Genomic DNA, 20,338 nt, shown 5'->3' with positions numbered 1-20,338 from the left:
CCGAGCAGGTTCTGGCCGCGCAGCAGCATCTGCAGCGGGGTTTTGGGCATGGCTTTTTTGAGTTCACGCAGGCGAACCCACGGGTCTTCGCCGAGGAAGCGGATGCAGGCGTCAAAGGTGGCGCCGCCCCAGCACTCCAGCGACCCGTAGCCCACGTCGTCGAGCTGAGCGGCAATCGGCAGCATATCGTCAAGACGCAGGCGGGTAGCGAAAAGGGACTGGTGGGCGTCACGCAGGACGACGTCGGTAATGGCAATGGTCATGGATCCCTCCGGGAAATTAAACGTGGTGGCGGTGATGGTGAATGGCGGCGGCAATCACCGGCTTTAAGCGGGTGAAGTCGTCCACGGCGGGAACGGCGCGCGGTGCGGGCGCGGCGACAGGTTCCGGGAAGAAGCGAGTAATCACGGCGGACATGCCGCGGATGGCGAAAATCAGCAGGAACAGAAACGCCAGCACGAACCCCATGCCGAGAAACATCAGGGTGAAGCCTTCACCTAATAGCAGAGCTGCATTAGTCATAAAATAGCCTTCAGGCAGGAGGCACGATAATGGGGCTATTTATGACGATGAAATAATAAGGGTGGATTTCCCTGAGCCGCCCCCGGCCAGAGCCCTTGGTTATTATTATCGTCATAACGTATTACCGCCATTATCGTGCAATTTACGTAATCAGGTTTATTTGATGAAACTTACGTTCTGGCATATTTCATCAGCGATGAGCTCTTTACGCTGATTAAAAATAATTTTGTTCTGTTCAAACAGATTATTCCCATGGGTATCAATAGAAACAATCAGCGGGCCAAACTCTTTAACCCGACAGACCCACAGCGTTTCCGGCATCCCCAGATCGCGCCATTGGGCATCTTCAATTTCTTCCACGCACACGGCGGCTACAACCGCACAACCGGCAGGGAATACGCAGTGCAGCGCTTTGTGTTCAGCACAGCCCTCTTCGGTACCTTTACCCATACCGCCTTTACCCACAATTAATTTCACGCCGGTCTGCGCAATAAATTCTTTTTCGAATTTTTCCATACGCATGCTGGTGGTTGGTCCCACGGAGACCATTTCAAACTTATCGTCTTCGCCTTTAATTGGGCGGACAATTGGGCCAGCGTGTAAAATAGCGCCGCCGCGAACATCTACCGGAAGTTCGCGACCACCTTCAATTAAACGGCGATGGGCTACGTCACGGCAGGTAACAATATGACCGTTGAGATAAATAATATCGCCAGCCTTAATATCCGCTAAATCTTCATCTTTAATTGGCGTAGTCAGGATTTTTTTAGTCATCAGAAATTCACTCCGCTGTGAGACGTAATGGTGTAATTCAAATCTTTATCGAAAACGATATGCCCTTTACGGTGCGACCAGCAGCCGACGTTTACCGCCACGCCGATGGTAGAAGGATGACGCGCGGTGTTTTCAATGTTCACGCCCATAACGGAGGTATTACCGGACATCCCCTGCGGCCCCAGGCCAATTTTGTTAATGCCGTCTTCCAGCATTTTTTCCAGCGAGGCTGCACGCTCATTCTCGTTATGCGAACCGATCGGACGCATCAGCGCTTTTTTCGATAGCAGTGCCGCCGTTTCAACAGAGGTCGCTACGCCCACGCCAACCAGCAGCGGCGGACACGCGTTGAGGCCGTAGCTGGTCATCACATCCAGTACAAAGCGGGTCACACCTTCATAGCCTGCACCCGGCATCAGCACCATCGCTTTCCCCGGCAGAGAACAACCACCGCCCGCCATATAGGTATAAATGCTGCACTGATCGGAATTGGGAACGATTTCCCAGAAGACCGTCGGCGTACCTTTACCCACGTTTTTACCGGTGTTGTATTCATCAAAAGTTTCTACGCTGTTGTGGCGCAGCGGAGAATCTACAGTTGCTTTGATCACCGCCTCACGCAACAACGCTTCCAGCTCGCCAATCAGCGGAAAGTTCGTCCCGCACTCCACCAGAAACTGAATGACACCGGTGTCCTGGCAGGAAGGTCGATCCAGCTCTTTCGCCAGACGCTGGTTCTCAATCATGGTAGTAAAGATGACGTCGGCCAGTTTACTGGTCTCTTTCTTATGCAAATCTTCCAGTTTTGCAGTGACATCATCAGGCAAAACTTTGCCGGTATATCCCACAAACTTGGCCATAACGTCGGTCATATGGGATATCTGTTCACTTTTGCTCATAAATGCTCCTTAGTCAGAACAGCTTCCGTTAATTACGGATGAAAAGGGAAAAGGATTGGCAGCAGGATCAAGCTGACAATGGTTGAAACGATAATCAGGGGGATACCGGCCTTAGCGTAGTCGACAAATTTATAGCCACCCGCGGAGAGCACCATCATGTTGGCAGGCATACCGATAGGGGTTGCGTAGGCGCAGGAACCGCCAATGACCGTCGCCATCAGAACCGCACGTGGGTCGGCCCCCATACCTGCGGCAATGGACAAACTCACCGGCACCAACAGCGCTGTCGTTGCGGTATTGGACATAAAGTTGGTCATCACAACGGATAAGGCGAAAACGGCGATCAGCAACATGAACGGTGAGGAGTTTTGCCCCAGCATGCCGATTACATAGTCCGCAACCAGCTTGCCTGCCCCGGTCATTTCCAGCGCTTTTGCCAGCGCCAGGGTGCCGCCAAAGATAAAAATAGTCTGTGAATCAATGGCTTTATAGGCCTGTTTTTCCGTGAGTACGCCGCTTACGACCAGCACAAGAGCGCCAATACAACCGGTCACGGCCAGGCTGACACCGATCTTCTTCTCAAAGATCATGCCGAGGATCGTTGCGATCAACACCACGAGTGAGAGCCGTTGTTTCCACTGTGGAACATGGCTGTAGTCACGTTGCTCCCCGACGCTCCCCACCTCACCGCCGGTCGCATTATTCGGCAGAAAGCGATAGCCAATAGTCAGGAAGTAGAGAATGCCGCAGATGAGCATCGGGAGACCGATTTTTGCGTATTCAAAAAAGCCAAAGCCGCCGCCAATATTCTGTAGCGCAGACTGCGCGATAAGATTTCCCGGCGCGCCAATTAACGACAGGTTACCGCCCAACGCAGCGGCGAAAACCAGCGGCATCAGTAGACGAGAACACGAGAAGCCCGATTTTGCCGCCACGCCGATCACCACCGGAATCAAAACCGCAGCGGTACCGGTGTTAGAGAGGACGCCAGACATCAAACCCACCACCACCATAATGGTGAAGATCAGCTGTTTTTCTGTTTTCGCGAAGCGCGTGATGACGCCGCCCACTTTGTTTGCCATACCGGTCTCGAACAACGCACCGCCCACGATGAACATCGCGACAAAGAGGATGACGTTAGTGTCGATAAAGCCAGCAAAGGCCTGTTTGATATTCAGAACGCCGGTGATAACTAAGGCCACGCAGACAATCATGGAAGTGACGGCCAGTGGCACTTTTTCCCATACAAACATGACGATAGCGAACACCAATAAACATAAGGTAAGGGTAATGGGTTCCATATTTATAATTATCCAATCAATGATATATGATATTGTATCCAATGTTGACGAGGAGAAATTATTCCCATACAAAAACTAAGTCAAATCGTTTCTCAGGAAAAATGCAGGAGTGGGATCTACATCAAGATCGTAGTTGGATCGTTACTGGACGTGATTAATAGAATTGAAGAATTGGTTGAAGCGCCTGCGATGCTCACGCAGGCGAAAAGATCAGGCAGAAGGGTCACCAACATAGCGGGTCAGCATATTCTCCATCGAGCGAATAATGTGTTCGCGCATGCGCTGGCGTGCCAATTTTTCATCATGAAGTTCAAGAGCTTGCAGAATACTTTTATGTTCCTGAATGGAAATCACGGCATACTCTTCTTCGGTGACCTTATGGCCCATCGACAGGCCGTTCCACATATTACAGAGCAACATTTTCATTTTTTCGTTGCCAGCAACATTCCATATTTCCATATGAAATGCCTGATTCAGGTCGGAGTATTCCGCCGAGTTATTTTCCGCGAGAGCCTTTTCAGCGGCATAATGCACCTGGGCTATCCGCGAGATATCGGTGCCAGGACGAGAAGCTTTAGCCACCGCCTCACTTTCTAACAGCGCGCGAATTTCATAGTGTTCACGGATCGTTTGTTCATTGATGCCCAACACCACCGCCCCTTTATTAGGGCGCACTTTTATCAGCCCATCCGCCGCCAGAATCTGAAACGCCTCGCGCACTGGCATACTGGACACGCCGACCATTCCGGCAATGCCTTCTAACGTAATCTCCTGCCCTTCCACTAACTCCCTCGAAAGAATCGCTTTACGCAGCACTGCCGCGACCTGTTCTTTCGCTGAAAGAAGCTTAATCTTCCCTAACTTAGGCTTCTGCACTTTCCCAATCCTTCATATGTTGACGCATTATTTCTGCTAAAGAGAGGAAATAACGCTGCATAACTTGCCCAATCTCATCACGCCGCCCCTGGCGTATGACGTCAGCCAGTTCAGCGAAAAGCTGCGCCGACTCCTGATTATCTTTTTTCAGATGCAAAATAACATAAGAGACATAACCGTCCAGGAACTGCTGATACACCTTTTCCAGATAGCGGTTATTCACATAAGAAATCAGCATCGCATGACACTCCAGTTCGCAGGATTTGTCTTCTGCGACAGCCAGCGCTTGCGCACGTATCAGGAGGGCATCGCCTACTTCGCTGGGTATCAGCGAAAACATTTCGGCGGCCATCGCGGCAATCACGCGAAAAATATGACTCACGCGATCGGCCTCAAGATGCGCGACCTGCATGTGCCTGTTGGGCAGTCGGATTAAAAAACCTTCCTGTTCGAGTGACTGTAGCGCTTCTCGAACCGGCATTCGTGAAAGACCGAGCTGCTCCGCAATACTTTCCTGCGCGAGTTCTTCTCCCGCTTTTATATTGCCGGAAAGAATTTCATAGCGAAGCATTTGCGTAATGTGATCGCGGGTTTGCGTTCTTTGGATCTTTTTCACGACGTTCTCGTTAATAACCGATAAGACGTGAGGAGTTTAGCAGATTTAGTGCTTGATTTCGTGGCTTGTTTACAGTCAAAGAAGCCGGAGCAAAAGCCCCGGCATCGGGCAGGAACAGCTTATTTATTAATAAAATCTTCACCCAACTGAATATCTTTTTTCAGCGTATCCAGCATAGCGTCCAGCGAATGTTGCTCGAAAGCGCTCAGTGTGCCGATGGATTTACGCTCTTCTACACCGTTTTTACCCAGCAGCAGCGGCTGAGAGAAGAAACGGGCATACTGACCGTCGCCTTCCACATAGGCGCATTCCACCACGCCTTTTTCGCCCTGCAGAGCGCGAACCAGTGAAAGACCGAAACGAGCGGCAGCCTGACCCATAGAGAGGGTTGCCGATCCGCCGCCGGCTTTCGCCTCGACGACTTCAGTACCGGCGTTCTGAATACGTTTAGTCAGCTCGGCCGCTTCTTGTTCGGTAAAACTTACGCCTGGAATCTGCGACAGCAGCGGCAGAATCGTCACGCCGGAGTGTCCGCCAATCACCGGAACTTCAACTTCCGTTGGCAGCTTACCTTTCAGCTCTGCAACAAAGGTATTAGAGCGGATGATATCCAGCGTGGTGACGCCAAACAGTTTGTTTTTGTCGTATACGCCTGCTTTTTTCAGCACTTCCGCCGCAATCGCAACGGTGGTGTTCACCGGGTTGGTGATAATGCCCACGCACGCTTTCGGGCAGGTTTTAGCGATCTGCTGCACCAGGTTTTTCACGATGCCGGCGTTAACGTTAAACAGGTCGGAACGGTCCATACCCGGCTTACGCGCCACACCCGCAGAAATCAGTACTACGTCAGCGCCTTCAAGCGCCGGGGTTGCGTCTTCACCGGAGAAACCTTTGATTTTTACAGCGGTGGGGATGTGGCTCAAATCAACGGCCACACCGGGAGTCACTGGAGCGATGTCGTACAGGGAGAGTTCTGAACCTGAAGGCAGTTGGTTTTTTAAAAGTAATGCCAGCGCCTGACCGATACCACCAGCAGCGCCGAGGACTGCGACTTTCATCCTAAACTCCTTATTATATGATTAGCTAAGTGTCTATTGCTCCGCGGCGGCGACCTTAATTCACAAATTCAATGATTACAATCCTCACTCATCAAGAATGCGGAGTCGCGCAATTTTGGCTTTTATGCATTTAATTTGCGTAATCCGGATCGACTGCAACCAGAGAGCAACGTTCCTACAGGTGGTGACAATATACCCTACTACCCTCTCAAAACAACATCATTTTGATAACAATTAATTTACTTTTAATCTTATTTGCGAGGCGTGACACAGGCATGTTTCTTGATAACGAAATTTGATAAAATTCCGCTCTTTCATAACATTATTTCAGCCTTAAACAAGGCAGACTGTTTGCATAAAAATTCATCTGTATGCACAATAATGTTGTTTCTACTGCCATATTACGGGTGACTTATGCGAAGCTCGGCTAAACAAGAAGAACTAGTAAGAGCGTTTAAAGCGCTCCTCAAAGAAGAAAAATTCAGCTCACAGGGCGAAATCGTCCTCGCGTTGCAGGATCAGGGCTTTGAAAATATCAATCAGTCCAAGGTCTCGCGCATGTTGACTAAGTTCGGCGCAGTGCGTACACGTAACGCAAAAATGGAAATGGTGTACTGTCTTCCGGCTGAACTGGGCGTCCCAACAACATCCAGTCCGTTGAAAAATCTGGTGCTGGATATCGACTATAACGACGCTGTCGTGGTGATTCATACCAGCCCCGGCGCGGCACAACTCATTGCGCGCCTGCTGGATTCACTGGGGAAAGCAGAAGGTATTCTCGGCACGATTGCCGGCGACGATACTATCTTCACTACGCCTGCCAGCGGATTTTCCGTAAGAGATCTGTACGAAGCCATTCTGGAACTTTTTGAACAAGAGCTTTAGTCCCACTTCCTCCGTCGTCGTACGGCGGAGGCACCTTTTTGTCCTCTCCCCTCGCCGCTTTCCTGTACGGCTATCATTTGGCAAATCATGCCCTTAAACATTCACTATATGAATGACAAATCAAAAAAACGCACAAAATGTCAAATTTTTTAACAGATTGATTTTCTTTTATTTTTTAAATGACAGCGGCGAAAAACAGCAATTTTAATTCCATAACGTTATAAAAAATAAAATTTTTAATGTCTTTAAAAAGCAGAAACAATTAGCGTGGTATTAATTAATCGCGTGATTAGTGTATACTTAATTTTGTGATGAGGGTCACGAAACAAAGACCCCAGTAAAGGAATTCGACGAGGTAAAAATCATGAAAATCAAAACCACTGTTGCAACATTAAGTGTTCTGTCCGTTCTCTCTTTTGGCGCTTTCGCCGCAGAACCTATCAGCGCAGAGCAAGCGCAAAATCGTGAAGCAATCGGATCGGTTTCAGTCAGCGCTATCGGTTCATCGCCTATGGATATGAATGCCATGCTGAGCAAAAAAGCGGATGAACAAGGCGCTACGGCCTACCACATTACCGAAGCGCGTAGCGGCAGCAACTGGCATGCCACTGCCGAACTGTACAAATAAAATTCACCTGCCATCGCATATAACGTGTCGTTACTTCGCGGAGATATCGCATAAGAAAAGCCCATTAATCCGCGAGGTTGACCCTATAAAGGAATAAAAGACCATGAAAACGAAATACATTATCGCATCACTCGGCCTGGCCACTCTGCTCTCTTTCGGCGCAAATGCCGCAGTACACCAGGTCAACACGGAACAGGCGCAGAATCTGCAACCGATGGGCACCATTTCCGTCTCGCAGATTGGCAGTACGCCAATGGATATGCGCCAGGAGATCGTCGCTAAAGCTGAAAAAGCAGGCGCTAATAGCTATCGCATCATCGAATTAAAAGAAGGTGATAACTGGCACGCCACCGCCGAGTTGTATAAGTAAACCCTCGTCGTCTAACCCGACGACTTGCCCCCGCCTGTCGGGGGCTTTTTTATACTTTTTCAATGCCGGACATTAAATCGTAGCCGCCCCTCCAGCTCTTCTTCCGCTTCATCAAAGAGTAAAATCAGCGCCCCGTAGCGCCTGCGCAGTTTATCAGGCAGGTGAACGAACTCAATCTCTAGCGGTAGGGGTAAGATATCGCTCATTACCGCATCCCATAATGTATCAAGATCGCTTACTTTCTCACTGGCAAGACCAAACGTCTGCGTAAACTCGCGATAAAAATCGCTTTGGTTTTTAATATCATTAAAATCAAAAGTATAGACATTCATAGCCAGCCACCATCCCCGACAGACAATTGTCTGTTTTACTACTAAGCATCATTATGCAGAGGTTTCACTTCCAGAAACGCTTTTAGCCCCGGAGCACTCTTGCGCTGTTTTTGTATCTCAAATAAGTATAGTCATAAAAAAACCGACGCTTTTGGCATCGGTTCTTGTGGGTTAGCTATCGGTAAGCGCGTTCTGGTATTTATGTAACATGCCCGTCAGGCGTTTAACCGGTTCCGTCACCTGCGGCGGCGCCTCCCAGATACGTAATTTCTCCTGATAGATATCCAGCTCATCCAGCAACTGACCAAAGTAGCGTCGCCGTTTATCATCGCTTCCGGCGGAAATAACATGGTCTGCGGTACGACGAAGCTGGCGGTGGAACACTGACAGATCTTCATTAACCGGTATCGGCGCGTCGCGCAGACGTTGATGAGCAATGATCATCGTTAGCGCCAGGCGAAACTTCGGCAAATCGCCAGGGAATTTATTCATCAGCAAAAAGAGTTGCTGATATAACGCAGGCAGACGGTTTTCTTTACGACGTACCACGTTGGTCGTCATTGCCGAGACCGCAGCGGAAACAAACTGATTAAGCAGCACGCGACCGGTTCGATCTTTGGATTTATCACGCACCAGCAGGATGACGATAAACGCCAGCATACAGCCGACAATTTGCCCCAACGCGCTGTCGAGGAACTGGCTGAAATGGAACGTCATCGGATTATCCAACACAATAATGTTAATCGTACTGGCCAGCGCCCCCATCGACCCCAGACGCCGTTTCTGGACCTCAATGCCGATAAAGAACCCCAATACCGCCAGGCTCAAACATAACAACAGCATACTTTGCTGCGTATTGGGAATAATCACCAGGAAATAGAGCAATCCCAGCGGCAACGCCGCCAGAGTGCCATAAATAAAATCAATGCAGACCATGCGCGGATTGGGTAAACGCATCGCCAGCGAGGTCACCACGGCAATCATCACCATCGCGCCATTACCCGATGTCCAGCCGGTCCATAGCCAGAATAATGTCCCCAGAATGCAGGAAAGCGTGGTGCGCCAGAAGTTCACCATCGCATGGTGGCGTTCAGCGGATTCCACTTTAACCACGGGTTCGCCTTGCAGGATCTCTTCTTCCGTCGCGCTGATTTTGGTGTTGCTGATCACGCCGCGTTTAAGCAGCAGATAGCGCGTCGCAGCGCCTACCCAGCTATAAAGCGTGACGGGCGTTTCGCGCTCACCGGTCCAGACAATGACACGCCGCATCCGTTTTAACTGCCTGTGGACGTCCTGTACCGTTTCAACCGGCGTCTCGAACAGTTCCCGGAATGTATCGGTAATCAGTTCCGGCCGCGTGTTTTGAATAAGATAAGTTTCACAGGATTGCGTAATCAACGTGAGCGAAAGCGTATTCAACGCTTTCAGGCGGCGGTTAGCGCGTACCCAGCGCGAAGATTCCATATTCAGATTACTTCGCATCCCCTCCAGCGCCGCCGTGCGTCGCACCAGATCGCCCCAGGCGTTGTCGACTTCTTCGCTGTCGCCATGCTTAATACAAAGTTGCATTAGCTGATATTGCGCTACCAGTAAACTGTCCAGTTCGCGATCAACCTCCTGCTTTATCGATCGCGGCGAGAAAAGCAGATCCGCTAAAATAGCGCAGCCAATGCCGATGACGATTTCGCTACAGCGCTCAAGCGCAAATTGCGGCGTGAGCAGCGGCTCCGTCTGAATGGTAATCACAATGATCAGCGCAGTATAACCTGACAGTCCCCACGCATAAGAGTTTTCGATCCGTACTAAAGAGGAGATCCAGGTACAAAAACCGGCCCAGACACAGCACACCAGAATCATTAATAGCGGCGCGCGGATCATAGAGATAATAATGATAAGCGCGGCGATACAGCCAATAAACGTCCCGATAATACGCAACATTCCGCGATAACGGATAGCGCCGGAATAGGGTTCCCCGCCGGCGGCAAATGCCGGGCCTGCCGCCACGATCGCGGCGGTCAGCACCGCCCAACGCGGCGTCTCCAGTTGAAAATGGAAGCCGATAAATAATGCCAGCACAATGGCGCACGCCAGCTTTACCGCAAAGCGAATGTGCTGGTTGGCAATGGAGAAAATGCCCATGACGATTAACCGAATTCGCGCAGCCGGTGCGCCAGTTTACGGAAGAAGGAGTCCTGGCTTGCGTCACGATCCTGCTTACCGGTGATCACGACGGTTGCCGTCGTACCGGCAGGCCACAAATTCCCCTGCTGCTCGTCAAGCCGGATGCGCACCGGGACACGCTGGGCCAGACGCACCCATTCGAGGTTAGAGTCTATCGTCGCCATCCCTTTCGCATCGCTGGTACTGCTGGCATTCGTTACCCCTGCCGCCACGCTATCGACGGTACCTTTTAATACCCGGTTGCTGCCAAGCGGCGTGATTTCGGCACGATATCCCGGACGCACGCCTTCCAGCTTGGTCTCTTCCATATAGGCCTGCACGTAAAAAGAGTTCTTTTTCACCAAGGCGACGGCCGTGGAACCGCGGGTAATAAATTCACCGGCATAAACATTGAGGTTAGTCACCCAGCCGTCGGCAGGCGCGCGAATGACGGTGCGCTCCAGATCGAGTTTAGCCAGATCGCGCGTCGCCTGGGCTTTAGCCAGTTGATGCAGTACAGTCTGCAAGACATTGTTCGCCTGATCGATCTCTTCCCGGGACATCGCCTGTACGCCGAGGCGATTACGGCGACCGGCTTCCTGGCGTTTTTCCTGCGCCAGGACCTGATAATAGGCTACATCAGCTTCCGCTTCCGCCAGCGCTTTTTGATAGCGTGGCTGATCGATGGTAAACAGGACCTGATCCTTTTTCACCAGTTGGTTATCATGCACGTTTACATGGGTAATCAGGCCCGCGACATCCGGGGCAATAGCGACGACATCGGCGCTAAAACGCGCGTCGCGCGTCCAGGGAGATTCGGTGTAATACACCCAGGCGCGGAAAATGGCGATAAAGGCCAGAATAACCAGTACGAGGGTAATGGCCGTACGGGAGAGTTTTCTTGTTAGTGTTTTCACTTCAACCTCAAACGAACAGGCGCGATATTAAATAAAACAGACAACAATACAGCGCGGTATTGAACAGAGCCGGATGCCAGACAAAATCATAGATGCCCGTCGGCACAAGCATCCGACGCACCAGCCAAAAAATAGCCAGTGACAAAAGCAATTCGAAAAATATCGGTGGGAAGGAAAGACCAAACACCACGATAACGGGAAACAGACTCATGTTGACCTTGATTTCTGAGAGAGAGCAGGCGATAGATTGTTAAGCTACATCGCCGCAGAGAAGGGCAAGAGACGCCAGGCGAGAGCGACATAGCTCTTATTCGAATAATAGTATATTAACGTAATTGTTATGCTGTTATCTATATTATGTGATCTAAATCACTTTTAAGCCAGAGTGAATAATGGAACGATTAAAACGAATGTCGGTATTCGCCAAAGTTGTCGAGTTTGGCTCTTTTACCGCCGCAGCCAGACAGCTGCAAATGAGCGTATCGTCCATCAGCCAGACTGTGGCGAAACTGGAAGATGAGCTTCAGGTTAAATTGCTCAACCGCAGCACACGCAGCATTGGGCTCACCGAAGCTGGAAAAATCTATTATCAGGGCTGTCGTCGTATGCTGCATGAAGTGCAGGATGTTCATGAGCAGCTTTACGCTTTTAATAACACGCCTATCGGTACATTACGTATCGGCTGTTCTTCAACCATGGCGCAAAATGTGCTGGCCGGGCTTACCGCAAAATTATTAAAAGAGTATCCCGGTCTGGCGGTCAATCTGGTGACAGGAATTCCGGCCCCGGATTTAATTGCCGACGGGCTGGACGTGGTGATCCGCGTGGGCGCGCTGCAAGACTCCAGCCTGTTTTCCCGTCGACTCGGCGCGATGCCGATGGTTGTGTGCGCCGCCAAGCCCTACCTCGCTCAGTACGGCATCCCGGAAAAACCCGCCGATCTCAGTAGCCATTCCTGGCTGGAATATAGCGTGCGCCCGGATAATGAGTTTGAACTTATCGCGCCGGAAGGAATTTCTACCCGACTGATTCCACAGGGGCGGTTCGTCACTAACGATCCGATGACGCTGGTACGCTGGCTGACCGCCGGAACCGGAATCGCCTATGTGCCGCTGATGTGGGTGATCGATGAGATCAATCGTGGCGATCTGGAGATCCTGCTGCCTCGCTATCAGTCCGATCCTCGTCCGGTGTACGCGCTGTACACCGAAAAAGATAAGCTGCCGCTTAAAGTGCAGGTAGTGATTAACGCGTTAACTGACTATTTTGTCGATGTCGCACACCTGTTTCAGGGGATGCACGGGCGAGGGAAAGAAAAATAAAAACACCGGGTAATTGCTGAAGACGATTGTAGGCCAGATGCCACCCGACGCAGACATTGCCTGATGGCGCTGCGCTTATCAGGCCTGGGCGGCACACACCACAGGCCTGATAAGGCGGACAGTTATGCGGTGCCGCCAACCGTCAGGTTATCGACTTTCAGCGTCGGCTGGCCTACGCCTACCGGCAGACTTTGACCCTCTTTACCGCAGACCCCCACCCCGTTATCCAGCTTAAGGTCGTTGCCGACCATGGAGATCTGTTGCATCGTTTCAATGCCTGATCCAATCAACGTCGCACCCTTCACCGGCGTCGTGACTTTGCCGTTTTCAATCAGATACGCTTCCGAGGTAGAGAACACAAACTTGCCGGAGGTGATATCCACCTGACCACCGCCAAAGTTAGGCGCATAGATGCCGTACTCAACGGATTCGATAATTTCCTGCGGCGTTGACTGCCCCGCCAACATATAGGTATTCGTCATACGCGGCATCGGCAGATGCGCATAAGATTCGCGACGCCCGTTACCGGTCGGCGCAGCGCCCATCAGGCGCGCGTTCAGCTTGTCCTGCATGTATCCTTTCAGTACGCCATTTTCAATCAATACGTTGTACTGGCCTGGCGTACCTTCATCATCAATAGCAACGGAGCCGCGACGGTTCATCATTGTGCCGTCATCCACTACGGTGCAAAGCGCGGAGGCAACCTGCTCGCCGATCTGACCGCTAAACACAGATGTCCCACGACGGTTAAAATCACCTTCCAGCCCGTGACCGACCGCTTCGTGCAGCAATACGCCCGGCCACCCGGCGCCCAGAACCACCGGTAACGTCCCCGCTGGCGCAGCGACCGCGGAGAGATTAACCAGCGCCATGCGTACCGCTTCTTTCGCCCACGCGTCGGCGCGCACCTCGCCGTCGAGATCGACAAGAAAATACTCATAACCAAAGCGACCGCCGCCGCCGCTGGCGCCGCGCTCGCGTTTACCGTCTTCTTCCACCTGCACGCTAACGGACAACCGCACCAGTGGACGGACATCCGCCGCCAGCGTCCCGTCGGTCGCCGCCACGAGGATTAATTCATATACGCCGGTCAGGCTGGCGTTAACTTCCTGCACGCGTTTATCGGCTTCTCGCGCCGCTTTATCAACGCGTCTGAGGATATCCAGCTTCTCTTCGCGGCTCATACTTTGCAACGGATCAAGGGTGGTGTAGAGCGGCTGATGCGCTACGGCGGCGAGCGTTTTTACCTTGCCTTCGCCGTTCTCGCGTACAATGGTTCGCGCTGCCTGCGCACTCTGCTCCAGCGCCAGGAGGCTTATCTGGTCAGCATAAGCAAAACCGGTTTTTTCGCCGCTAATGGCGCGAACGCCAACGCCCTGGTCGATATTATATGAACCATCTTTAATGATGCGGTCTTCTAAAACCCAGGATTCGTGATAGCTCGACTGAAAATAGAGGTCGCCATAATCAAGACGGCGTTCGGCCAGTTGGCCCAAAATAGCGAACAGATCCTGATGGTTCAGGCCATTCGCCGCTAGCAATTGTTCACTTACCAGGTTCAGACTCATCGTTTTTGCTACTCGTTGATTTCTGCCGGGTGGCGGTTCACGCCTTATCCGGACTACGTTGTTAGATTGTACAAACCGGATAAACGCAGCGCCGTCCGGCATGACTATTTACTGAGAGTGGGGCAATTCCTCGCCCCCGTCAAATCATTGCTGGCTTTCTTTTCTCGGTTGGCGCAGAACTTCGTTGATCTGCGGCGCATCGACCGGACCGGTAATGCGATAACGCAGAATGGAGACCTTGCTCCATAGCGGCCCCAACACTTTACTGGCGGCAAATACCGCCGCGCCGACAATCGGGTTAACGGCAAACGCGGCGGCGACGCCCACTGTGGCGGAAATTTCCGGCGCGACAACGGCCTCCATATCAAGACGACGACGCACCAGATCAACAGAACCTTTCATTGCAATATCCGCTTCCAGCCCATCCACCAGCGTATCGTCAGTATGCAGGACGCCATCTTTAATCCACGCGGTACTATGAATAGAGTCGAAATAGAAGCCCTCGCTAAAGGTATCTCTGAAGTCAAACCGCAGCTTACGCAGCAACGCGTCAAAACTGAGCAACCGCAGTAGCTGTCCGGCATGACCGCTACTGAGATCAGTAAACTCGCCTTTACCCAGACGCGTGCGTAAAATCCCGTTGAGCGTGGCTTCCTCAGGTTGCCAGGGCGGGTTTCGCCAGTGCAGATCGTAATCTACGTTAAAAGACGCGTTCTGGATTGGCGTCGAGATACCGAAGAACCCGGCAGCCGTGTCGAGGTTACTACCATGCAGACTACCTTTCAGCGAGGTTCGTTCATTACCCGGCGCATTCACCCACTCGCCGTTCGCTTTCAAACGGGCGAATCCGGTATCGATCAGGCCATTCGCCAGAGTCAGCGTATTGCCTTTGATGGCGAAATCGCCATCAATACGCCCATATTTTTGCCCCCACAGCCAGCACTCTTCGCAGCGAAGCTGTAAGTCCGGCCAGCCGCGGAAGCTAATCGTGTTCGCCGAAGCCAACGGCGATGTCGGCGTGGGTGACGAGGCGTGCGTTTTTGCGACGCCAGGGTTGTAGTACAGGTACTTAATGTTCGCCAGCCACGGCGCATGGTTGCGCATGAGCAGCGTGGCGTTCACCTCACGGCCCTGCGCTTCAATTTTTGTTCCGTTCAGCGAGGGTGCTGAAACGACGCTCAAATTGTTCCACTGCTGGCCGCCCAGCGATAGCGCGGGAGTACGCAACGTGACGCGTTGAGGAAACTCGGCCGAACTGCTCACGTTATCCGCCGCGCCTTTCTGGAATAACGCCAGCCATTGCGCGCCATCCAGCGCCGGCAGATTGAGCTCAACGCCTTGTTGAGCAGGTAATGGCGGAATCGTCCGGCTGTCCGTCGTCCAGATAGCCCGATCCAACGTCAGCTTCTGATTTAATAACCAGCGGCTGTTAAAGTGATTTTTACTCCCTGCGCTCCCCGTTAGCGCAAAACTTTTCAGGTTGCCGTCAGCCTGAATGTTCACCGGAATGGCTTCGCCTGCGGGTTTATTTAGCGGAGAAGGTAAGTGACTGCTCACATTTCTCAGATCGCCGTTCAGCTCGATGCGATAAGTGGTGTCAGCGTGATATGGAAGATCGATGCCGACTTTACCATTCCACGTCACGCTGCCGCTCAGGGCGTCATTCAGTTGCGGCGGTAAGACGCCCATACGCGTTGGTTGCCAGTTACCGTTCAGGTTGACGGCGACCTGATAGGCTTTTGCCCCTTCCGTCGTACTGAAATCCAGGTTAAGCGGCTGATTAAACCAGTTTGCCGTCAGCGGCCCGCTTTTTAGCGCGCCATTCACAAAGCTGAATTTACCGTTCAGATTTTTGAGCGTGCTGTTTAGCGGCTTAATAAACAGACTGTTATTACGCAACGAGACATCGCCCTCAGCGGTAACCTGTTCTCCGTCCAGCGGAATATCAAGATGTAAGCGAGCATTCACATCGCCATCTAATTGGAGCTCCGCCAGCGTCGAGCCAAGCGAGTCTTTTAGTGGCGTCTCGTCGAAATAAGGCCCAACGGCTTTTCCCGGCCCGTTAATATCGGCATCAATGAGCAGTTTCTCTTTGGAATAATCCGGAATCGCCGCCGCGAGTTTACTGGCCTTCACCCCGCCCAAATCGACGCTATCCGAACGCATCCACAGGCCGTCGTTCAGGAAATCCAGTTCAATGTTGAGATTTTTTAGCGCCGGCCAGTCGGGTTGAAAGGCAAACGTCGCATTGCGCAGCGGCACCAGCACTTCAAACTGACCTTCGTTATGCTTATAGGGAAAGAGGTGCGGGTTACCACCGTAAACCAATGTGGCGTTATCCGCCTCGCCGCCCTGAATCGCGCCGCTAAGGTAATCGACCAGCGCTTTGCCCATCAGGTTTTCCGGAAAATAGCGCCACGCCTGAGATCCATCGTCGGTACTGATTCCGGCCAGAATCCCCAGCCACGGTTCGTCGCCCGTCGGTTGCAGATAGCGGAACCCGCCGCGCGCATGTACCGCCTTTGCTTTGACGTCAATGTCGCGGCCATCAAGCTGAAAGCCGTTCTCATTCTTCAACCAGCTAAGCGTCGCGACGCCGTTTTCAATTTCCAGCGGCGCGCGAAAAACGGTTTCATAGGGCATCTTAGCCTGCTGCATCGCAACCTTCATCTGCCCGTCTTCTACGCTTCCCGCCAGCGTACCGGAAAAATGTTCCGCGCCGGGCAACAGCTTCCACTGTTTCCAGGCAAGATTTTCCCACGATGCCTGAAAACGCGTTTTTTCGGTCGCCTGTAGCGGAATATCCAGCGCCAGAGTGGCGATCTTTCCGCTCGGCTGCGTAGCCTGCCATATTTCGCCCAGCACAGGCGACAGTTTAGCCGCCAGCGGACGTAATGCTTCCAGCCCCGCCAGTTCAAGATTACTGGCGCGAATGCGTAGCTCATCGCTACGTGTGTGATTCTCGCCGCCGACACCCTGCTGCGGGAGCCAGGCCACGGTTAAGGCTCCGCTCGGCCAGGGTTTACCATCAAGCGTAATCCGTGTGTCCGGAATATAAAACTGCCAGCCCGGCTGCTCGCGGCTAATCTGCGCCGTCAGGTTATCGACAGACAGCGTGTGCGTCGTGTTATCGCCCAGCCAGCTTGCGCCACCCTGTTTCAGCCAGACGTCTCCTCCGGCTATTTCGCCTTTACTGAGCATCATCCAGCCTTCCAGACTGAAACGCGCCGTCTGGAGCGCCACATTATCCTGCATCCATTTGCCCAGCCACGGCTTGACGTCAATATCGTCGGCCTGTAACCAGACTCTGCCATTATTCAGCAAACCGTCGTCATCGCGTAAATCCATCCGCACCTGCATCACGCCGTGCTGCCCGGTCAGGCTGGAGAGGCTGACCTCGCCTTCGGCGCGGTGACGCTCTTTGCCGTTTAGCCAGGTAAGCTGTGGGATCGCCAGTTCCGCGCGTTGTCCGGAAAGCGTCAGAAAACTGATTTGGCTATCGCGCAGATCGAAATGATCGAACTGCCGCAGGAAAAGATCGCTTAAACGGCTGGTTTCGATGCCTTCGCCGTCGCTGCTTTGAAGAGGCGTGTTGGTGCGGAAATTGAGTTGCCAGAAGGTCAGGTCGCGAAACTGCCAGCGCATATGCAACAGGCTTTGCCAGACGTCCAGCGCCAGCGTAACGCGTTTTATCGACAGTTCGCCGCCATCTTTCAGGGCGGCATGAATATTATGCGCTTCCAGCGTAGGGCCAAAATTTTGCCAGCTTGCGGAGAGTTGGCTGGCGGCCACCGGCACGCCGGTCACAGACTCAATTTTATTCAGGATAGCCGGACGCCAGGCGTCAAGATGAGGCAACGCCAGGCGCAGCCCGCTAACCAGCAGCGCTGCAATGACGATGAGCGCGGCTCCAGTGAGCAATAAAATCCCCGGCAATCGCCTCACGCGTCTCTCCTTGTCTGCCAAAAAATACGACTCACAACCTTGCTTTGCCGGACGGCGGCGTGAACGCCTTATCCGGCCTGCAAATGCTCGTACGGGTCGTGGTCTTTTACATCATTACGACGTCAAACTGCTCCTGGTTATAAAGCGGTTCGACCTGAACTTTAACCTGCTTGCCGACAAAGATTTCGACTTCCGCCAGCGCGTGTGATTCTTCGCCTTTCAGCGCTTCCGCCACCGCAGGAGAAGCATAAACCAGGAAGCGATCAGAGTCATAAGCGTGATGAACACGTACAATTTCACGCATGATCTCATAGCAGACGGTTTCCACCGTTTTTACCGTCCCGCGGCCATGACAGGTTGGACACTCGTTACAAAGCACATGTTCCACGCTTTCACGAGTCCGTTTACGGGTCATTTCCACCAGTCCCAGCGGCGAAAAACCGTTAATACTGGTTTTCACGCGATCCTTACTTAACGCCTGTTCCAGCGAATGCAGCACCCGGCGGCGATGATCTTCATTATTCATGTCGATAAAATCGATAATGATAATGCCGCCCAGATTACGCAGGCGTAGCTGGCGGGCAATAGCCTGAGTCGCTTCAATATTGGTATTAAAAATGGTGTCGTCGAGATTACGGTGTCCAACAAACGCACCGGTATTGATATCTACCGTCGTCATCGCTTCGGTTTGGTCGATAATCAGATAACCGCCGGACTTGAGTTCAACCTTACGCTCCAGCGCGCGCTGGATCTCATTTTCCACGTCATAAAGATCGAAGATCGGCTGATGGCCACTGTAATGCTCCAGCTTACTGGTCATTTCCGGGATGTATTCTGCGGTAAACTCCAGCAGCGACTCATAGGTCAGACGTGAGTCGACGCGAATTCGGTCCAACTGCGCATCGGCGAAATCGCGCAGCACGCGCTGCGCCAGCGCCAGTTCGCCATACATCTGGTAGCGCGTTTGCGGACGCTTTTTGCGCTCCATGACTTTCGTCCAGACGCGCTTGAGATAGGCGGCGTCAGACGCGAGATCCTCTTCACACACGCCTTCCGCCGCGGTACGGATAATAAACCCGCCCTGTTCGTCGCAGTATTCCGCCACCACCTTTTTCAGGCGCTCGCGTTCACTTTCGCTTTCGATACGCTGGGAAACGCCAACGTGTGACGCGCCGGGCATAAAAACAAGGTAACGGGAGGGCAACGTGATGTCCGTGGTCAAACGCGCGCCTTTCGTGCCGAGCGGATCTTTCACTACCTGCACCATCAGATCCTGTCCCTGACGCACCAGTTCGGAGATATCGCGCACGGTAAACTGTTTTTGCTCGTCGCCCGCCACGCATTCGGTATGCGGCATAATATCGGAAGCATGAAGAAATGCGGCTTTATCCAGCCCAATATCTACAAAAGCCGCCTGCATACCTGGAAGTACACGACTTACACGACCTTTGTAGATATTGCCTACGATTCCGCGTCGCGCTTCGCGCTCAATATGGATTTCCTGAAGAATACCGCCATCAATGTACGCCACGCGCGTTTCCGATGGCGTTACGTTTACCAACAATTCAGCCGTCATGTTTATCCCTTTTATCACGCAGTGCGTTAAAATGACTCAACAACTCATACGTTTCAACCAGCGGTAAGCCGACCACGGCGTGATAGCTGCCATTTATCTTCCTGACAAAACAGCCACCCCGCCCCTGAATACCGTATGCACCTGCTTTATCTAAAGGCTCGCCGCTGGCGACATAGCCAGTAATATCCTGCGCAGAAAGCGTGCGGAAAGTCACCTCCGTTACCACCAGACAATCCAGCGTCTGCTGCGAGTCCGCAAGCGCAACAGCAGTCATCACCTGATGCGTATTTCCGGAAAGCAAACGCAGCATTTCTGCGGCATGAGCGGCGTCGCGCGGCTTTTCCAGCACCTCGCCGTTTAACACGACTATCGTATCCGCGCCCAACACCGGCAGATCACGGGGAACCAGCGCCACGCCAGCCTGCGCCTTTTCGCGCGCCAGCCGAACAACATACTGCTGCGCGCTTTCCTGAGCACGCCGTTGCTCTTCAATACCAGGCACGACCTGCTCGAATGAAAATCCAAGTTGAGTCAATAATTCCTGGCGACGCGGGGAACCGGAAGCAAGATACAAAGTTGTCATATCGAC

General features: G+C 52.5%; 19 protein-coding genes and 1 pseudogene. 4 read left to right on the top strand and 16 right to left on the bottom strand.

Annotation, left to right across the window (positions count from 1 at the left end; translation table 11 throughout):
• From ACLD4F_RS21220 to mdh, 8 genes and pseudogenes are all read right to left on the bottom strand, one after another.
• A pseudogene (locus ACLD4F_RS21220) lies at positions 1–263 on the bottom strand (oxaloacetate decarboxylase); the annotation flags it as partial.
• 16 nt (positions 264–279) lie between these two features.
• Positions 280–522, bottom strand: coding sequence for an oxaloacetate decarboxylase subunit gamma (locus ACLD4F_RS21215; RefSeq protein WP_000180119.1), 243 nt, complete (start codon positions 520–522; stop codon positions 280–282).
• A gap of 156 nt (positions 523–678) precedes the next feature.
• The gene (ttdB, locus tag ACLD4F_RS21210; protein WP_000162406.1) at positions 679–1,296 is read right to left on the bottom strand and encodes a L(+)-tartrate dehydratase subunit beta; all 618 of its coding nucleotides are present in this window, start codon (positions 1,294–1,296) and stop codon (positions 679–681) included.
• Complete coding sequence (gene ttdA / locus ACLD4F_RS21205) at positions 1,296–2,195, bottom strand: L(+)-tartrate dehydratase subunit alpha (RefSeq protein WP_000045349.1); 900 nt, start codon at positions 2,193–2,195, stop codon at positions 1,296–1,298. The genes ttdB and ttdA overlap by 1 nt, the downstream gene beginning before the upstream one ends.
• A 32-nt stretch (positions 2,196–2,227) precedes the next feature.
• Complete coding sequence (locus ACLD4F_RS21200; RefSeq protein ID WP_411011021.1) at positions 2,228–3,496, bottom strand: SLC13 family permease; 1,269 nt, start codon at positions 3,494–3,496, stop codon at positions 2,228–2,230.
• Between the two features lie 210 nt (positions 3,497–3,706).
• Entirely contained in the window at positions 3,707–4,372 is a 666-nt protein-coding gene (locus tag ACLD4F_RS21195; RefSeq protein ID WP_061377027.1) for a GntR family transcriptional regulator, read from the bottom strand.
• The gene (locus ACLD4F_RS21190; RefSeq protein ID WP_000723776.1) at positions 4,359–4,988 is read right to left on the bottom strand and encodes a GntR family transcriptional regulator; all 630 of its coding nucleotides are present in this window, start codon (positions 4,986–4,988) and stop codon (positions 4,359–4,361) included. The genes ACLD4F_RS21195 and ACLD4F_RS21190 overlap by 14 nt, the downstream gene beginning before the upstream one ends.
• Positions 4,989–5,107: 119 nt before the next feature.
• Positions 5,108–6,046 carry a malate dehydrogenase gene (gene mdh / locus ACLD4F_RS21185; RefSeq protein ID WP_000861586.1) on the bottom strand — a complete coding sequence of 313 codons (939 nt, stop codon included), beginning with the start codon at positions 6,044–6,046 and terminating at the stop codon, positions 5,108–5,110.
• A gap of 414 nt (positions 6,047–6,460) precedes the next feature.
• Here mdh and argR point away from each other — a divergent pair, with 414 nt between their 5' ends.
• From argR to yhcN-B, 3 genes are all read left to right on the top strand, one after another.
• Entirely contained in the window at positions 6,461–6,931 is a 471-nt protein-coding gene (argR, locus tag ACLD4F_RS21180) for a transcriptional regulator ArgR (RefSeq protein ID WP_001257852.1), read from the top strand.
• 364 nt (positions 6,932–7,295) lie between these two features.
• On the top strand, positions 7,296–7,559 hold the full coding sequence (gene yhcN, locus ACLD4F_RS21175; RefSeq protein WP_000695695.1) for a peroxide/acid stress response protein YhcN: 264 nt from the start codon (positions 7,296–7,298) through the stop codon (positions 7,557–7,559).
• A gap of 103 nt (positions 7,560–7,662) precedes the next feature.
• Positions 7,663–7,929 (top strand): DUF1471 family stress response protein YhcN-B, encoded by a 267-nt coding sequence (gene yhcN-B / locus ACLD4F_RS21170; protein ID WP_023201753.1) that lies wholly within the window; start codon positions 7,663–7,665, stop codon positions 7,927–7,929.
• Positions 7,930–7,988: 59 nt separating this feature from the next.
• On the opposite strand, the gene ACLD4F_RS21165 is transcribed toward yhcN-B, so the two are convergent.
• The 4 genes from ACLD4F_RS21165 to aaeX form a co-directional block, all read right to left on the bottom strand.
• On the bottom strand, positions 7,989–8,261 hold the full coding sequence (locus ACLD4F_RS21165) for a hypothetical protein (protein ID WP_001103887.1): 273 nt from the start codon (positions 8,259–8,261) through the stop codon (positions 7,989–7,991).
• A 171-nt stretch (positions 8,262–8,432) separates the two neighbouring features.
• Positions 8,433–10,400 carry a p-hydroxybenzoic acid efflux pump subunit AaeB gene (gene aaeB / locus ACLD4F_RS21160; RefSeq protein ID WP_000510913.1) on the bottom strand — a complete coding sequence of 656 codons (1,968 nt, stop codon included), beginning with the start codon at positions 10,398–10,400 and terminating at the stop codon, positions 8,433–8,435.
• A 5-nt stretch (positions 10,401–10,405) separates the two neighbouring features.
• Complete coding sequence (gene aaeA, locus ACLD4F_RS21155; protein WP_000855134.1) at positions 10,406–11,338, bottom strand: p-hydroxybenzoic acid efflux pump subunit AaeA; 933 nt, start codon at positions 11,336–11,338, stop codon at positions 10,406–10,408.
• 7 nt (positions 11,339–11,345) lie between these two features.
• Positions 11,346–11,549 carry a p-hydroxybenzoic acid efflux pump operon protein AaeX gene (aaeX, locus tag ACLD4F_RS21150; protein ID WP_000051840.1) on the bottom strand — a complete coding sequence of 68 codons (204 nt, stop codon included), beginning with the start codon at positions 11,547–11,549 and terminating at the stop codon, positions 11,346–11,348.
• Positions 11,550–11,730: 181 nt separating this feature from the next.
• Here aaeX and aaeR point away from each other — a divergent pair, with 181 nt between their 5' ends.
• Complete coding sequence (aaeR, locus tag ACLD4F_RS21145; RefSeq protein ID WP_080108948.1) at positions 11,731–12,660, top strand: HTH-type transcriptional activator AaeR; 930 nt, start codon at positions 11,731–11,733, stop codon at positions 12,658–12,660.
• 122 nt (positions 12,661–12,782) lie between these two features.
• Here the strand turns inward: aaeR and tldD are convergent, their stop codons facing one another.
• The 4 genes from tldD to ACLD4F_RS21125 all read right to left on the bottom strand — a co-directional run bounded on the left by tldD (position 12,783) and on the right by ACLD4F_RS21125 (position 20,332).
• Positions 12,783–14,228 carry a metalloprotease TldD gene (tldD, locus tag ACLD4F_RS21140; RefSeq protein WP_411011020.1) on the bottom strand — a complete coding sequence of 482 codons (1,446 nt, stop codon included), beginning with the start codon at positions 14,226–14,228 and terminating at the stop codon, positions 12,783–12,785.
• Between the two features lie 144 nt (positions 14,229–14,372).
• A complete protein-coding gene (gene yhdP, locus ACLD4F_RS21135; protein ID WP_411011019.1) occupies positions 14,373–18,173 on the bottom strand; it encodes an AsmA2 domain-containing protein YhdP in 3,801 nt (1,266 codons plus the stop codon).
• A gap of 106 nt (positions 18,174–18,279) precedes the next feature.
• Positions 18,280–19,749, bottom strand: coding sequence for a ribonuclease G (rng, locus tag ACLD4F_RS21130; protein ID WP_000123188.1), 1,470 nt, complete (start codon positions 19,747–19,749; stop codon positions 18,280–18,282).
• A complete protein-coding gene (locus ACLD4F_RS21125) occupies positions 19,739–20,332 on the bottom strand; it encodes a Maf family protein (RefSeq protein WP_000210306.1) in 594 nt (197 codons plus the stop codon). Before ACLD4F_RS21125 ends, rng begins: the two co-directional genes overlap by 11 nt.
• Positions 20,333–20,338 lie beyond the last annotated feature (6 nt).

It is taken from the genome of Salmonella sp. 741265050_HSA (genome assembly GCF_046569445.1).
GTDB lineage: Bacteria > Pseudomonadota > Gammaproteobacteria > Enterobacterales > Enterobacteriaceae > Salmonella > Salmonella enterica.
The sequence above is the reverse complement of the archived record's forward strand: the minus strand, read 5'-3'. Positions and strand labels throughout refer to the sequence as shown.